Annotated in this window: 15 protein-coding genes; 13 read left to right on the forward strand and 2 right to left on the reverse strand. The window is 48.2% G+C overall.

Annotated features, from left to right (window positions below; translation table 11 throughout):
* Positions 1–36 precede the first annotated feature (36 nt).
* From C0033_RS03660 to C0033_RS03695, 8 genes are all read left to right on the forward strand, one after another.
* On the forward strand, positions 37–1,002 hold the full coding sequence (locus C0033_RS03660; protein ID WP_103226527.1) for an ABC transporter permease: 966 nt from the start codon (positions 37–39) through the stop codon (positions 1,000–1,002).
* A complete protein-coding gene (locus tag C0033_RS03665; RefSeq protein ID WP_103226528.1) occupies positions 999–1,805 on the forward strand; it encodes an ABC transporter permease in 807 nt (268 codons plus the stop codon). The genes C0033_RS03660 and C0033_RS03665 overlap by 4 nt, the downstream gene beginning before the upstream one ends.
* Positions 1,806–1,813: 8 nt before the next feature.
* Complete coding sequence (locus tag C0033_RS03670) at positions 1,814–3,490, forward strand: oligopeptide/dipeptide ABC transporter ATP-binding protein (protein ID WP_103226529.1); 1,677 nt, start codon at positions 1,814–1,816, stop codon at positions 3,488–3,490.
* Positions 3,490–4,026, forward strand: coding sequence for an FmdE family protein (locus C0033_RS03675; protein ID WP_103226530.1), 537 nt, complete (start codon positions 3,490–3,492; stop codon positions 4,024–4,026). The genes C0033_RS03670 and C0033_RS03675 overlap by 1 nt, the downstream gene beginning before the upstream one ends.
* A 10-nt stretch (positions 4,027–4,036) precedes the next feature.
* Positions 4,037–4,783, forward strand: a complete 747-nt coding sequence (larE, locus tag C0033_RS03680; protein ID WP_103226531.1) for an ATP-dependent sacrificial sulfur transferase LarE — start codon at positions 4,037–4,039, stop codon at positions 4,781–4,783.
* 74 nt (positions 4,784–4,857) lie between these two features.
* Positions 4,858–5,607, forward strand: a complete 750-nt coding sequence (larB, locus tag C0033_RS03685) for a nickel pincer cofactor biosynthesis protein LarB (protein WP_103226532.1) — start codon at positions 4,858–4,860, stop codon at positions 5,605–5,607.
* 185 nt (positions 5,608–5,792) lie between these two features.
* Positions 5,793–7,358 (forward strand): nickel pincer cofactor biosynthesis protein LarC, encoded by a 1,566-nt coding sequence (gene larC, locus C0033_RS03690; protein WP_347501033.1) that lies wholly within the window; start codon positions 5,793–5,795, stop codon positions 7,356–7,358.
* Positions 7,359–7,444: 86 nt separating this feature from the next.
* Positions 7,445–8,452 (forward strand): leucine-rich repeat domain-containing protein, encoded by a 1,008-nt coding sequence (locus tag C0033_RS03695; RefSeq protein WP_103226534.1) that lies wholly within the window; start codon positions 7,445–7,447, stop codon positions 8,450–8,452.
* Between the two features lie 125 nt (positions 8,453–8,577).
* Here the strand turns inward: C0033_RS03695 and C0033_RS03700 are convergent, their stop codons facing one another.
* Positions 8,578–9,669 carry an iron-containing alcohol dehydrogenase family protein gene (locus C0033_RS03700; protein WP_103226535.1) on the reverse strand — a complete coding sequence of 364 codons (1,092 nt, stop codon included), beginning with the start codon at positions 9,667–9,669 and terminating at the stop codon, positions 8,578–8,580.
* Positions 9,670–10,089: 420 nt separating this feature from the next.
* Positions 10,090–10,335 carry a hypothetical protein gene (locus tag C0033_RS03705; protein WP_103226536.1) on the reverse strand — a complete coding sequence of 82 codons (246 nt, stop codon included), beginning with the start codon at positions 10,333–10,335 and terminating at the stop codon, positions 10,090–10,092.
* Between the two features lie 69 nt (positions 10,336–10,404).
* Here C0033_RS03705 and C0033_RS03710 point away from each other — a divergent pair, with 69 nt between their 5' ends.
* The 5 genes from C0033_RS03710 (at position 10,405) to C0033_RS03730 (ending at position 16,333) form a co-directional block, all read left to right on the forward strand.
* Complete coding sequence (locus tag C0033_RS03710) at positions 10,405–11,448, forward strand: ABC transporter substrate-binding protein (RefSeq protein WP_103226537.1); 1,044 nt, start codon at positions 10,405–10,407, stop codon at positions 11,446–11,448.
* Positions 11,449–11,459: 11 nt separating this feature from the next.
* Positions 11,460–12,281: an ABC transporter ATP-binding protein gene (locus tag C0033_RS03715; protein WP_103226538.1), complete on the forward strand. Its 822-nt coding sequence runs from the start codon at positions 11,460–11,462 to the stop codon at positions 12,279–12,281.
* Positions 12,278–13,180 (forward strand): ABC transporter permease subunit, encoded by a 903-nt coding sequence (locus tag C0033_RS03720; protein WP_103226539.1) that lies wholly within the window; start codon positions 12,278–12,280, stop codon positions 13,178–13,180. Before C0033_RS03715 ends, C0033_RS03720 begins: the two co-directional genes overlap by 4 nt.
* A gap of 95 nt (positions 13,181–13,275) precedes the next feature.
* Positions 13,276–14,949: a DUF5714 domain-containing protein gene (locus C0033_RS03725; protein ID WP_103226540.1), complete on the forward strand. Its 1,674-nt coding sequence runs from the start codon at positions 13,276–13,278 to the stop codon at positions 14,947–14,949.
* A complete protein-coding gene (locus C0033_RS03730) occupies positions 14,942–16,333 on the forward strand; it encodes a uroporphyrinogen decarboxylase family protein (protein WP_103226541.1) in 1,392 nt (463 codons plus the stop codon). The genes C0033_RS03725 and C0033_RS03730 overlap by 8 nt, the downstream gene beginning before the upstream one ends.
* The last annotated feature ends 5 nt before the right edge of the window (positions 16,334–16,338 follow it).

Consider the following 16,338-nt stretch of genomic DNA (forward strand, 5'->3'; position numbering starts at 1 on the left):
GTCAGGCGGAAAACAGGAGAGAAAGAATCAGAGCTTATGAAAAAGCGGGCAGTACTTTTTGCAGTTTCCTTTTTAGTGATTTACATATTCAATTTCTTTATTCCCCGTCTGATGCCGGGAGATCCTTTCGTCTATACCTCTTCTGTGGCAGGAGAGGATATGAATGTGGAGCTTTCAAAAGAGCAGATCGAGCAGATGAGGGCCTATTATGGCATGGATAAGCCGGTGGGAATCCAGTTTGCCGATACGGTCAGGAAGAATTTAAAAGGGGATTTGGGACTGAGCATTCATTACAAAAAACCGGTGGCGGACGTGTTAAAAGAACGTCTGCCCTGGAGCCTTTCCATTATGGGAGCGGCCTTAATTCTGAGCATGGCGATCGGAACCGGGCTGGCTCTTTTTGGCATGCAGAGGAAGCATTTTGATCAGGTGATATATAAATTATTGTCGGCAGTTACGGAGATTCCGGCATTTTTGATCGGGCTTTTGCTTTTGTTTCTGGTGGCTTCCAAGGTGTCCTTTATCCCCCTATCGGGAGGGGCGGTTCCATTTGCGCGTTACGGAAACTGGTTTGAAAAGGCATCTGACCTTTTTCTTCATGCTTTGCTCCCTGTATTGTCTTTGGTGATCGTAATGACGCCTAAATTCTACTTTACGGCCAGGGCCAGCTTCCTGGAAGTGATGTCAAAGCCGTATCTCCTGAACGCCAGGGCCAAGGGGCTGAAGGAGCGGAGAATCCGGTGGAAGTACATCTTTAAAAATGGGATGACTCCTGTGGTAGCCCGTTTCTTTCTCAGCGTTGGCACGGCCGTGGGCGGCACCCTTTTGGTGGAAAATGTATTCGCATACCCGGGGCTTGGAATTGTAATGCGGGAGGCGGTGCGCTATAGGGATTACGTGATGATCCAGGGATTCTTTTTATTATCCACCATGATTGTGCTGGTCAGCCTGTTTCTGGCTGATGTGATAAATGCCGGTGCGGACAGGGAGGAACGGACATGAAAAGAATCAGAAGGTATTTGATTGTTTTGGCTGTTTTATCATTGGTCTGCCTGTACGGGCTCACCTTGTATCCCCACAGCCCGGTAATTCCTTCCGGAGGGTCTTTGGAAGCGCCGTCGGCGGCGCATTATCTGGGCACGGATAATCTGGGAATTGATATCTTTGCCCAGCTTTCCAAAGGATTTTTCCTGAGCATGATGACCGGGATCGTGACCGCGGCCATCGCCTTTTTGGCCGGAGGGATCTTGGGGGTGTTGTCCGGGTACAGGGGAGGCAGAACGGATTATATTATCTCATTTTTGATCAATGTGTTTCTGTCGGTTCCGCAGCTTCCGGTTATGATCGTGATCGGAGCTTTCTGGGGGCAGAGCATCTGGAATATCATCTGGATTATCTCGGCATTTTCCTGGGCGCCAATCGCCAAGCAGGTGAGGGCGAAGGTGATGTCGGTGAAAAACAGGGAGTATACGGTTCTCGCCAAAAGTTATGGGGCCGGGCCGTGGTATATTGTGAGAAAACACATGATGGGAGAGGTGATGCCCCTTCTGCTGGTCAATTCCATAGCGGTGACCGGGAAAACCATTGTTCAGGAATCGTCCCTGGCTTATCTCGGACTTTCCGATCCGTTGGCGAAATCCTGGGGGCTTATGATACAAAAAGCGGCGGCATTTTCAGGAATTTACTTTACCGAGTATTGGAAATGGTGGCTGGTTCCGCCGGTGGTAATGCTGGTGGCTACGATTTTATGTCTGCGGCTTCTCTCGCAGGCGGCTGAAAAATATCTGTTGGAGGAAAGGGGCTGAAACACTTTATGACGGAGGAAAATGTAAACGGACGAAGCAGAGATTCTGCAAAATACGCGTTAGCTGTGGATCAGCTGGTGGTTTCCTATCCGGGATTTACCCTCGGCCCGTGCTCCTTTCATCTGGAAGAGGGGGAGATCCTGGCGGTTGTGGGGGAATCGGGAAGCGGTAAGACCACGCTGGCCCGGGCGGTTTCCTGTCTTCTGGAAGGGGAAGTTCAGGTGTCGGGAGAGGTTGTCACCGCAGGATATTGCGTATATAATATGAAAGAGAAAGAACGAAAGAAAATTAGAATGGATGCATTTTCCATTGTGTTCCAGAATTCGGGGGAATGGCTGAATCCGTCCATGAAACTGAAAGAACAGCTGGCGGAAACTCTGATTAAGAAATATCCCAAAGAGCTTCACCGTGAAAAGATGGAACATCTGATGGAGATGACCGGGTTAAAAATAGAGGATCTGGACCGGTATCCCGGGGAATTATCCGGGGGGATGGCTCAGAAGTTTCTGTTGGCCAATGCCATGGCGCTGACGCCGAAACTGGTGATTCTGGATGAGCCCACCAGCTCCATGGATGCCAAATCCAGAAAATCTTTTATGGAAATGATACGGATGATCAATGAGCGGTACCGCACCGCATTTTTACTGATCACCCATGATCTGCGCCTGGCAAAAGAGCTGAGCAGCAGGATCTTAGTGCTTTACGGCGGAACCGTGGAGGAGATGGGAAAGACGGACCGGGTGCTAAGCCGTCCGGGACATCCTTATACCCAGGGGCTGATTCGTTCTTCTATGGATATCAATCTGGTGAAGGACATTTGGGGAATCCGGCCGGCAGACGGAGAATCCGGTGAAGGCTGTCCCTTTGCCGCCAGATGCAGTCAGAGCCTGGAATTGTGCAGGGAACAAAAACCACAGCTTTCCCAGTGCGGGGAGGATCATTATGTGGCCTGCAACAGGGGCGGGATTATCACCTTGCTGGAGGCGGAGCATATTAAAAAGAGGTTTGGAAGCCAGGAAGTGATTCAGGATACGGGGCTTGAGATCGGGCATGGGGAATTCGTGTCTCTGGTTGGAAAATCAGGGGTGGGGAAGACCACATTTTCCAGAATATTGGGAGGATTTTCCGATGAATTTGAGGGCGAGATCTTGTTTGAGGGAAAGCCGGCGGATTATGAGAAGCTGCACCGGTCCAAGCACGGGCTTCAGATGGTTTTTCAGGACAGCAATGCTTCCATTAATCCCGGAATGAGCGTATTGGAGGCGGTGGGAGAACCGCTGCTTCTGTCAGGAGAAGGGATGATCCGGGAAGCGGTTATCGATGCGCTGAAAGATGTTGGACTTCCTTTCCACGACGATTTTTTAAAGATGAAGATAAGAAAACTATCCGGCGGGCAGAAGCAGAGAGCAGCGGTAGCCAGGGCGCTTACGATGAAGCCGTCTCTTCTGATTGCGGACGAGCCTACATCCATGTTGGACCCGTCCAGCAAAGCCAATGTTCTCAGGCTTTTAAAAGGGCTTCAGAACCAGAAAGGGTTCAGCATGCTGATGGTGACCCATGACCTGACCTGCGCGGCCAAGGTTTCGGACAGGATTTATCTGCTGAAAGACGGGCGGCTGAGGCCGTTTGAACCGGTAGTTGATAACATAGAGTGCAGCATTTACCAAATGGAGGATTTTGAATAATGAGAGATGAAAACAAAGAGTTATGGAATAAATGTGCGGAGTTTCACGGCCATGTGTGCGGAGGCCTGACAATCGGATATAAGGCGGCATTATACGCCATGGATCTGTTAAAACTGGATTTTTCAGAGGATGAGGAAGTGGTGTGCATTTCCGAAAATGACGCCTGCGGGGTGGATGCCATTCAGGTGATTTTAGGATGCAGCATCGGAAAGGGGAATCTGCTGTTTCACATGAGAGGAAAACAGGCATTTTCTTTTTATAACAGAAAAACCAATGAAGCGGTCCGCCTGGTATTAAAGGAGCGCCCGGAATTTCAGACAAAGGAGGAGTCATTCCAGTTTCTGCAAAACAGTGAGCCGGAGGATTTGTTTTTTGTAAAACAGCCGTCCTATCAGGTTCCGGAACGGGCAAGGCTGTTTAAGTCTTACAAATGTGACTGCTGTGGAGAGGTGACCGCAGAACATATGCTCCGCCTGCAGGGGGACCAGAAGCTGTGTTTGGACTGCTATGATGAATACGACAGGTTTCACGTTTAAAGGAGGAATAATGGACAGCTTAAAACAATTTTTTGATGAAAACCCAAAAGTGGCTTTAGGATTTTCCGGCGGTGTGGATTCTTCTTATCTTTTGTATGCAGGTGTTCACTATGGCGCAAAGATCCGGCCATATTATATTAAAACAGCATTTCAGCCTCAGTTTGAACTGGATGATGCGAAACGGTTGTGCGCGGAATTAGGCGTGGAGATGACTGTGATTGAACTGGATATTCTGTCCAATACGGTGGTGGCGGCCAATCCGTCCGACCGGTGTTATTACTGCAAGACGGAACTGTTCGGAGCGCTTAAAAAGCGGGCGGTGGAAGATGGATACCGGGTTTTAATCGACGGAACCAATGCTTCGGACGACGCGGGGGACAGGCCGGGAATGAGGGCTTTAACGGAGATGGAAGTGCGTTCGCCGTTGAGGGAATGCGGGATTACCAAGCCGGAAGTGCGCAGGCTGTCGAAAGAGGCGGGGCTTTTTACCTGGGATAAGCCCGCATATGCATGTCTGGCTACCAGAATACCTTCCGGAAAGCAGATTACAGCAGAGGTGCTGTCTCAGGTGGAGATGGCGGAAAATGCGTTGTTTGCGCTGGGCTTTACGGATTTCCGGGTGCGCGTTTTGGAGGGAATGGCAAGAATTCAGGTCCCTTCGGGCCAGATGGCAAAGATGATTGAGATGAGAGAAGAGGTCTGCGGCGCGGTAGGAAAACATTTTAAAGGCGTGATGCTGGATTTGGCGGGAAGATAGGTCCCGGAAGGCATTTTGTTTCGGACAGCATTTCGGAATATGGGAACGCAGTTTGCGGGAAAGACGAGGTTAACATGGAAAAAAATGAGATAAAGCAGATGCTTCAGAAGGTGGCGGATGGGACGATTTCAGTGGAGGACGCATTGTTTAACCTGAAAACGGAACCATTTCAGGATCTGGGATTTGCGAAGATTGATAATCACAGAAGTCTGCGGCAGGGGATTGCGGAGGTGATCTACGGCGCGGGAAAAACGCCGGAACAGATTATAAAGATCGCGTCCACCATGCTGGAGCAGGGCCAAAAGACGATTCTGATTACCAGAATGAGCCCGGAAGCGGCTGAAATTGTGAAAAAAGAGATTGATATGCAGTATTATGAGATGGGCCATGTGGGAATTGCAGGGCAGATGCCTGTGCCGGACGGTATCGGAAAGATCGTGGTGGCAACCGGAGGCACCAGCGATATGCCTGTTGCGGAGGAAGCGGCGCTCACGGCGGAAGCTTTGGGAAATGAAGTGGTCCGTCTTTACGATGTGGGAGTGGCCGGGATTCACAGGCTGTTTGCCCATATTGACGAGATCATGGACGCGCGGGTGATTATAGCGATTGCCGGAATGGAAGGGGCCCTTGCCAGCGTAATTGGCGGTTTGGCCGACTGCCCGGTGATTGCGGTGCCTACCAGCATCGGATACGGCGCATCTTTCGGCGGCCTTTCCGCACTGCTTTCCATGCTGAATTCATGTGCCAGCGGGGTCAGTGTGGTGAATATTGACAATGGCTTTGGAGCCGGGTATTTGGGAAGTATGATTAACCATATGGGATGAGAGGGCGGTTGGAAGAAATTTTCCATCGCCGCAGGCAGTTTATCATGGATTTTTGCTCGTAATTGTGAGAGTACTGAATAATTGCAGAATGTGTAATATGTGCGCCGCGAGGCAGGAAACAGGAGGAAAAAACAGTGAAAACTTTGTATTTGGAATGCAATATGGGAGCGGCAGGGGATATGCTGATGGCTGCTTTGCTGGAACTTCATCCGGACCGGGCCGGATTTTTAGAGAGATTTGAGAAGCTGGGGATTCCCGGAGTGAAGTTGACGGCGGAACCGGCAGTGAAATGCGGGATTACGGGAACTCATGTGTCCGTTGTGATTAACGGGGAGGAAGAGGAGAGCTTGGACGAGTGGCATGCGCATATGCATGGGCATGAACATGGTCATGATGATCATAGTTGTGCGGAGCATGGCCAACATGACCATAGTTGTGCAGAGCATGAGCATGGCCATGATGATCATAGTTGTGCGGAGCATGAGCATGGCCATGATGATCATAGTTGTGCGGAGCATGAACATGGCCACCATGATCATAGTTATGCAGAGCTTGGTCATAGCCATGATGATTACATATGTACAGAACACAAGCATGATCATGATGATCATAGTTGTGCGGAGCATGAGCATGGCCACCATGATCATAATCATACAGACCATGACCATAGCCATCACGATCGTAGTCATTCAGACCACCATCATAATCATGACGAACATGATCATGCAGGTCACAAGGATGGCCATCATGATCATCATGGCCACCATGACCATAGCCACACAGACCATGATCACGCTCACGGACATCACCATCACACCGGGCTGCATGAGATTGAGCATATGATCGGGCATTTGGATCTGCCGGATCAGGTGCGCAAGGATGTTTTGGCCGTTTATGGTCTGATTGCGGAAGCGGAGAGTCATGCTCATGGAATGCCTGTGGATCAGATCCATTTTCACGAGGTGGGAACTATGGATGCGGTAGCGGATATAACGGGTGTCTGCATGCTGATTCATGAACTGGCGCCGGATCAGGTGGTGGCGTCTCCTGTTCATGTAGGCTGCGGCCAGGTGAGATGCGCTCATGGAATTCTGCCGGTTCCGGCCCCGGCCACCGCCTATATCTTGAAGGATGTTCCTGTTTATGGCGGCGAAATCAGAGGCGAGCTGTGCACACCTACAGGTGCTGCGCTGTTAAAGCATTTTTCGGCGAAATTCGGTTCCATGCCGGTTATGAAAATATCTAAAATCGGATATGGTATGGGCAAGAAGGAATTCGAACGGGCGAACTGTGTACGTGCGATGCTGGGAGAGACGGAGGAGTCAAAGGACGGAGCGTCCGAGCTTTGCTGTAATCTGGATGATATGACCCCGGAGGCCATAGGATATGCGCAGGAAAAACTGATGGAAGAAGGGGCGCTGGATGTCTATACCGTTTCCATCGGAATGAAGAAAAACCGTCCCGGAGTGATGTTGGTCTGCATGTGCAAAATGGCGGATAAAGAAAAGATGGTGAGGCTTTTATTCCGGCACACCACAACGCTTGGGGTGCGGGAATATGACTGCGCGCGGTATACACTGAAACGAGAGATTAAAGCAGTTGAGACGCCATACGGCACGGTTCATATCAAGGAAAGCAGCGGCTGGGATGTAAAACGCCAAAAACCAGAATACGAGGATCTGGCGCGCATTGCCAGAGAAAAAGGAATTTCACTGACAGATGCCATGAAATTAGTTCAAACATATTTATAAATTGCGGAATGCGCCACCTATACAAAAGAACTCACCCAGCGTGTTTTACAGCCGGGTGAGTTATATTATATGAAACGGAGGTGCCAATGAAACGGAAAATAGTACAGATTTTAATCGGAGTATCGGTCGTTCTTACCCTGAGTTCCTGCAGCGGTGAAGCAAAGCGCCAGGAATATCTGTCCCAAGGAGAAAAATACCTGGCTGAAAGCAATTATGAGGAAGCCATTGCCTGTTTTGAAAAAGCAATGGGGAAAAAACAAAAGGATACCCAGGCTGTGATGGGCCTTTCAGAAGCCTATCGTTTGATGGGAGAAGCAGAAAAGGCGGAAGCTGCATTAAGGGAATCCGACTATGTGATTCAGTGGGAAGAACCGGTGATCGAGGGGCTGATTCGTGATTACCTGGGAAAGCCGGAGGGGGACATCTATGCTTCGGAGCTGGATTTTATAACATCGGCGGATCTGTATGGAGATGACCGTCTGTTTATTAACGGAAAAGACAAAGACGGCGCGGATTTTATGGAGAATCGGGAGCAGCTGGCAATTCGGTATTATTATGATGAAACGCTGGCCGGTACCATTAAAACGCCTGTGGATTTTAAGCATTTTCATCAGCTGAAAGAATTGGGAATCTATGGGAGCGATATATCGGAAGCCGCCGGATTTGGACAGATTACCTGGCTGGAACGGCTGTGGCTGTGGAATAATAAGCTTACGGATATTAGCGGTTTGGAACATTTGACCCGTCTGACTTCACTGGACCTTTCACAGAATGATTTGAGCGATATCAGTCCGCTTAAAACGATGAATTCCCTTCAGGAATTGTGGATCTGGGGAAATCCTGTGGACAATCTGGAACCTTTGGCAGGACTTACCGGGTTAACAACCCTGATGCTTCAACAGACGCCGGTTCTGGATATCAGCGCCTTGGCGGGAATGACGAAATTAAGAGTTTTGGATATTTCGGAAACTGCGGTTTCCGATCTGTCTGCTTTGAGGAATATGAAGAGCCTGGAATATTTATTTGCATTGAAGACAGAGGTGGAAGACTGGTCTGTGGTTGATGCAATGCCAGGGGTGATTATAAAAAGATAATTTTGCTGTATGAAAAATTAAGTACATTCATTGGGATGATGGGCTGGATAGAGAAACAGACGGAAAGGTCAGTAACTTATATCCAGCCCTTTTTGTATTTTTGGGCAGTAAACAGCCACTTTGAATTAATGTTCCATGTGATAGCGTTCCAGCTCTCTAATTGCCTCAGTCAGCATTTCCTCTGTTATTTCATATGGATTATGGTCAATATCTTTCATGGCGATGGCCTGTTTAACCACAGCATCCAGATCTTTTTCCGTAATCTCCACATCAGCCATGCAGACAGGCAGCTTCACACTTTTATTAAAATTATAAACCCTTTCAAATGCTTCCTTTTGTCTGTCAATTAAAAGCAGCAGAAGAATTCCGTAACATACCAGTTCGCCATGAAGATGTTTTTCTTCAATATGAGGAAACGAAGTCAGAGCATAATAAACGGCATGGCCTAAACCTGTATTGTAGTCAATCCGGTGGTCGGCAGTTACAAAATTGGATACCAGCGCAGTGGTAACCACAATACAAAGAACTGTTTGTTCAAATGCGTAGGAAGAGATTCCGGCCTTCTGATCATCCAGAGCCTGTTTCCCATACTTCATTAAAGGTTCATAGCACAAATGGCTCATGCCCACGCCCATGGCAATATAGTGAACCAGTTCGTCTCCTCTTGCGGAAATTGTGCTTTCAAAATATTTGGCATAGGTATCCCCCATTCCGGCCCACATATATTTTGTTGGCGTATTGGCAATCACCGGGGTTTGGATAAATGCATGCTTTGCTGGTTGTGGGAAGAAAAATGGCTGTTTAAAACTGCCGTCCGTATTATAGATGATGGATACGCTGGTGCAGGCGGCGCAGTTTGAGGCAATTGTAGGAAAGGTAAAAACAGGTTTATTTGCCTTAACAGCCAGAGCCTTTGCCGTATCTAAAGCCTTTCCGCCCCCGATTCCGAAAATTATATCAGCGCTTTCAACCTCAGGAAGTTTCATCAGCCTGTCAACCTGTTCAAAGGTGCATTCACCGCCAAACCAGATGAAATCTAAAATTTCAAGGCCGCTTACCTTAACCGCTTCCGTTAACTGTTTTTTTACCGCTTCCATGGCACGATGGCCTCCGATTGCCACAATGCGGGTTCCATAAGGGCTGCATATCTCGGGAACCTTTCTATATACGTCCGTTCCGATGGAATAGGCAGGCAGATTAATACTATAATTTTCCATGATATTTCCTCCTGTAATTTTGCGTAACCGTTTATGCAAAAGCCATCATTCCTGAAAATGATTTTTAAACAGCTGCGAGTTCTGTTTGTGATGAAACTATATTTTCTCATAGGATAATTATCCTATAAAATAAAAAAACTGCCCTTAATGAAAAGGACAGATTATTATTCTGCGGTACCACCTTTTTTGATTAGAAAATCCACTCAACCAGAAATGCTATCACATCTCCTACCGTTAACGCCGGAATACGTCCTCAGATACTTTGTAAACATACATTTCCCCTGGCCCTCAACGGTCCATTTACCTACCGGCTTTTCCATAGGGCTCTCAGCATATGCCCCATTCTCTGTACGGCGCCTTCGAAGGTTTTATCTCCATCTCAATGGTTTAGAGATATTTTATAAGCTTTTTTTAGAATTGTCAACGACTTTTTGTGGATCGTTCCCCCAAAATGTAACCGTTCAGCCTTCCGATGCCTGTGCCGGCCGCGGCAGTTTCCATGGCCTTTCCAGTTCCGGATTCGGACATAAGCACTTCTAAACGTGCAGAATTGCTAATGCCCTGCAAAGTCACAGGAAAGGCCATGGAAACTGCCGCAGCCGGCACAGGCATCGGAAGGCTGAGCTGTTCCAAAAAAATCTGTAAAATATCTAAAGAAATTACCAAAACATTTCTCTTAAAATTAGTATTATTTTTGCATAAAAGTGCCGGAACCCGGCGGAATGAGAGGATGTTATGAGAAGGACAGCAGTTTTATTGGCAATTTCATTGATGGCAGCAGCCGGTCTTAGCGGATGTACAAAGAAGGCGGCGGAGTCTGAGGTTTTAAAAGTCGGAAATATGGGAACCAGCATAAAAGCCGCCATGGTAGTTCTGGCTCACGAAATGGGATATTACGAAGAAGAGGGCCTGAAGGTGGAATTTGAACAGATCAACAATTTAAATGACGGCCTGACCGCCATTGGAACGGACAAGATGGACGTGCTTCCTATGGGCATCATCCCAACCGTAACATTTGCGTCCCAAGGAGGGGATTATGTGGTATTTGGAGGAACTATAGCGGAAGGCGGAGAGGTAGTTGTGTCGGACGAGTTGAAAGACAAAGTGAAATCGTTAGAAGACTTAGAAGGGCTGACAATCGCCTGTGTCAGGCCGGAGACCAGCCATATGATAGCGGAGAGCCTGATGAGAGATCAGGGGTTAGATGTGGATACGGCCACTAAATTTGTGGAAGTGGACGGATTTCAGAGCGTAATCGAAGCCGTGCAGAAAAAGACGGCGGACGCAGGTTTTGTGAACAGCGGTTTTGGGCTGATTGCAAGACAGCAGGGGCTGACAAAGGCATTTGCAATCGGAGACGTGATGCCCGGGGCGGTGTGCTGCCGGCAGACCACATCACAAAAAGTCATTGACGAAAAAAGGGATGCGCTGGTGAAGTTTCAGACCGCCAATCTGAGGGCTTATCTGCTGTGCCAGGAGGACCCGGAAACAGCGGTTAAAAAGCTGATGGATTTTTCCGGACAGGACAGGGAATATGTGGAATACTGCCTGTATGACGGGGCTATGAAGATAACCATGGACCCGGCTAAGAATAAAGTGAAGTCATTTTATGAGGTGATGAAAGATAACGGCGATATTCCGGAGGACAGCAAATGGGATGCGGATAAAAATGTGGACGTCACCATTTATAAAGATGCGTTGGACGGGCTGATGAAACGGTATCCGGACAGTGAGATACTGAAGGAACTGGATGCCGCATATCAGGAAAATAACTTTTAGAGAGGTTTTTTATGATTGAGCTGAAACGGGCCGGATTTTCCTATCCGGGGGAAGAAACAAGGGTGCTTGATAACATAGACTTGACCATTGAGGACGGCGAATTCGTGGTGGTGCTGGGAGGAAGCGGATGCGGGAAAAGTACGCTTTTGAGCCTGATTGCAGGGCTTAGAACCGCCACCGCCGGAGAGGTGGTTGTGGACGGAAAATCCTGTTTTGAACCCGGAGGAAGTACGGGAATCCTGTTTCAGCATAATTCCTTATTTCCATGGATGACTGTGAAAAAGAACGTTTCTTTTGGAATCAGACAGGCATTTCCGGGAATGAAGAAGGCGGAGCGGGAACAGCGGGCCGCCGTATATATGGAATCTGTTGGGCTGGAGGACTGCGGGGGGAAATATCCCGGGCAGTTATCCGGCGGCATGCAGCAGAGAGCGGCTATTGCCAGGATGATGGCAATGGATCAGGAGCTGCTTCTGCTGGATGAGCCATTTGCTTCTTTGGACCCTAAAAACAGGATGGAGCTGCAGCAGCTATTGGAAATTATGTGGAAAAAGGGAGAGAAGAAAAAGACCATCGTATTTGTTACACATGATGTGGACGAGGCCATTTTTTTAGGGGACCGGGTGATCTTTTTGGATGAAAGGAAGGTGCGGGCGGATTTTGATATTCCGTTTAAGAGGCCACGGGGGATTGATACCATTCTGAAGGAAGAGGAATATTGTGTGATCAGAAAGCGGCTGATCGATTTGTACTATGATGGAACCGGGCATGAGGATTCCGGAGAGAAGGATAACTGCCGGTGCGGGTGCGGCGAAACGGAGGGTGAGAGATGAAGATGATAAAAGACTGGCCGGTTCACGTGCTCTACATAATCCTCATGATTATGGGGCTGTATCCTGTTAATGGACAGACAGATAATGGGATTGTATTCGCCTGTATGGTCACGATGGCGGAAATCCTTTATCTGCTGCGGAAAATGGGCGGCGGAAAATCAGGGGGAAACAGTGATCTGATGTTCTTTTTTTATGCGGTTCTGATCGTATGGGAAGGGGTGACAGACTGGTTTTTAGTTGCCAGCCCGATTCTGCTCCCTTCGCCGCGGGCGGTGTTTCAGGTTTTTATAAAACAACGGCGGCTGATGATAAGAGGCGTGTATTCGTCCTTTCAGCTTCTTTTGGCCGGATTCGGAGCTGCATTTTTTCTGGGTGTGCCCCTTGGAATCATTTCCGGAAGAGTGAGGCGGATCAGAGAGTTTTTGCTTCCGGCCGCTAAAATTGCATGCTGCATTCCACCCATCATTTATACGCCTTATGTGGTGGCGGTCATGCCTTCCTTTCGAAGCGCGTCGATATTTGTGATTGTGATGGGGCTGTTTTGGCCGGTGTTCATGAATGTGGTTCTGATGGTATCTTCCATGCCGCAGACCATGGAGGATACGGTGAGAAGCATGCGCGTTGGGAAATGGGATCTGTTTGCTGAAATTTATCTGCCCTATGTGATTCCCGGTGTGGTAAAAAGCCTTCACATCTCTTTGTCCACCTCATTTATGCTTCTCACCATGGCGGAAATGATGGGGGCGTCCTCGGGACTTGGGTATTTTATTAAAAATTTTGCTGATTACGGAAATTATACCTGCGTGCTGGCGGGAATCATCCTGACTGCGGCGGTGATCCTTTTACTCAATCTGTTTCTTGATATGTTGGAAAAGAGATGTATCCGGTGGAAGATATAATCCTATATTCTAAAAAAATTACAATTTTTATGACATAATTTCAAGGAAATATCTGAAATTCCTTTTATACTTAGAGGAAATAAGGGGGCATTTTTATGGAAAGAGATTTTTATCAGGATATTACAAAGATATGTACGGAATATTTTAACTCGGATGAGACACTGACAATCTGGGATTTAGCCGACCGGGTTATGAGCCTGGACGGGTTGCCCATGCACTGTCCGCCCCACCACTATATGATTCCGGCGGTATTGCTGACTGTGGTATACAAGATGCAGGAGAAAACGGCGGCGCAGCTAAACGAGGATCTTGATCAGATTTTGGAACGGGCGAAACATGTGCTGGGAGGCTTCTGCGGAAATTACGGAAACTGCGGGGCAGCGGTGGGAATAGGCATTTTCACCAGCGTTTATCTGAAGGCGACTCCAAAGACAGAAGGGAAGAACTGGGCACTGCCCAACAGGGGGACGGGCAGATGCCTGTTAAAGATTGCCGAGGTTGAAGGCCCCAGATGCTGTAAGCGGAACACTTACCTGGCTTTTGAAGAGGCGGTGGACTTCCTTGAGGAAGAATTAGAAATCCATCTGGAGAAAAAGGATAAGGTGGTGTGCCGGTTTTTCAGGAATAATAAAGAATGCAAAGGAAAAGAATGCCCATTTTTCCCGAAAAGCAAGGCCGATCTGGAAGGCACGGAAGCGGTGGTGATCCGGGAAGAGGGAGACAGCCGGTGCGAATGCGAGCTTCACCCCTCAAGCATCCAGTATCATGATGAAACAGGAGTATGGAAACAGGGGCTGGATGATTTTGCAAAGAAGGCGGAAAAAGAAGAAAAGCGGGATATTGACCTGTATCTGATATCCGGTTTCTTAGGCTCCGGCAAAACGACGCTTTTAAAGAAAATGCTGTCGGGCATGGGAGATAAGAAGATCGGCGTGCTGGTCAATGAATTCGGCGGAGTCGGAATCGACGGGACTTTGGTGGAACGGGAAGGCATGCATTTGATTGAGATCAGCAACGGCTCCATTTTCTGCAGCTGTCTGAAGGGGGAATTTGTAAAAACCCTGATCGGTTTCACGAAACTGGATGTGGATATCCTGGTGGTTGAGAATTCAGGCCTGGCAGACCCGTCCGGCATTCATACTCTGCTGGATGAACTGACCGGAAAAACAGAGCGCGGCTATCATTATAAAGGGGCCATATGCGTGGTGGACTCCGTATCCTTTACCAAGCATGTGAAGGTGCTGACACCCATTCAGAATCAGATCATTTCCAGCAATTTTATCATCATCAATAAGATTGATCTGGTAAATGAGGTGACGTTGGAGGAGATACGGGCGGTCATTAAGGAGTTAAATCCCAATGCGGTTCAGTATGAAACCATGTTTTCCGACGTGCCGTTAGAATTCCTTCAGGATCATTTGGAGGACAACGGATATGTGGGAGAAACCAGCAATCATCCGTGGAACCGGCCGGCCTCTTATGCGCTGGAATGCGACGGAGACATATCAGAGGAACAATTAAGGGAATTTATCAAAAGCCTTCCGGCCGGCATGCTCAGAGGCAAGGGATTTGCAAAGATTGCAGATGAGTGGTTCTTATTCGATTCTACGGAGAATCAGTGGTCATTTGAACCGTATGTCCCCAAAAAGAGGGATCTGATGGTGCGGACTAAGATTGTTGTGATACTTAACGGACACGGAGATTTTAAACAGGAACTGTACCGGGAGTGGGACAGGATCATGGGATTTCCGGTTAATATTTATGAATAAAGAGAGTGAACATGGAGGAGAAAAGACGATGAATCAGAAAGAATTAGTATTGAATGCAATGCAGTGTAAAAAAGTGGACAGAATCCCGTGGGTGCCGTTTGTAGGCTGTCATGCGGCCAGCCTGATCGGAGTGGATTGTGAGACGTATTTTAAAAATGAAGACGATATCGTAAACGGCGTGTTAAAAGCGGTGGAACTGTACAATCCTGACGGCATTCCAACCATGTTTGACCTGCAGCTGGAAGCGGAGGCCATGGGCTGCCAATTGACCTATGCGAAAGACAATCCTCCGGCCGTATCCACCCATGTTTTAGAACAGGGCGCCAGCCTGGAAGAATTGAAGATTCCGACGGAAAATGACGGACGTCTGCCGATTGCCCTTAGCGCCACCAGAAGAATTGTGGAGGCTGTGGGAGATAAAATTGCCGTATATGGCCTGATTACCGGACCATTTACTCTGGCCCTGCATCTGAAAGGAACGGATATCTTCTACGATATGCTGGATGAGCCGGAAGAGGTGGAAGAGCTGATGGAATTCTGTCAGAAGGTGGCGATTAACATGGCCAAGATGTATATTGACGCAGGCGTCGATATCGTTGCGTTGGTGGACCCGATGACATCCCAAATCTCCCCTGACAGCTTTGAAGAATTTGTAACCCCATATGTAACTCCTGTTTTCGACTATATCCATGAGAGAGGAAAATTAGGTTCCATGTTCGTATGCGGCAATGCAAAAAGAAATGTGGAAAAGATGTGTGAGATTCACGCGGATAATGTCTCTGTGGATGAAAATATTCCTCTGGACTATGTGGTGGATATCTGTCATAAAAATAAAGTTTCCGTAGGAGGAAATATTAAACTGACCCTCACCATGCTGTTTGGAACCCCGTATGACAATATGCAGGATGCCACAAACTGTATGCAGATCGGCGGACATGAGGGATTTATTCTGGCTCCGGGATGCGACATGCCGTATGCCACACCTGTTGAGAATGTCCAGGCGGTTACGAAGACGGTTCACGGCGATATCGAAGACATTTTTGAAGGCGGAGATGTGATGGAAGGAATCAGCTACCAGCTGCCCGATTATCAGGCGGAGGATAAGGTGATTATCGACTGCATCACCCTGGATTCTGAATCCTGTGCGGCCTGCCAGTACAACATGGAGGCGGTGCGCGTGGCTGCTGCGCCGATCATGGATCAGGTAGTCATTATTGAGCATAAGATTAAAGAAAAAGAGGGCGTTGCCTGTATGATGAAACTGGGAGCAAAACAGGTTCCCACCATCTGCGTGGACGGGGAAGTCAAATATGAGAGCATTTTACCGGATACGCCTGAACTGACGGCTTGCTTTAAGGCTGCGGTTGAGAAAAAACAGAGGTAATTTTA

The sequence above is a fragment of the Clostridium sp. chh4-2 genome (assembly GCF_002899675.1).
GTDB lineage: Bacteria > Bacillota > Clostridia > Lachnospirales > Lachnospiraceae > CHH4-2.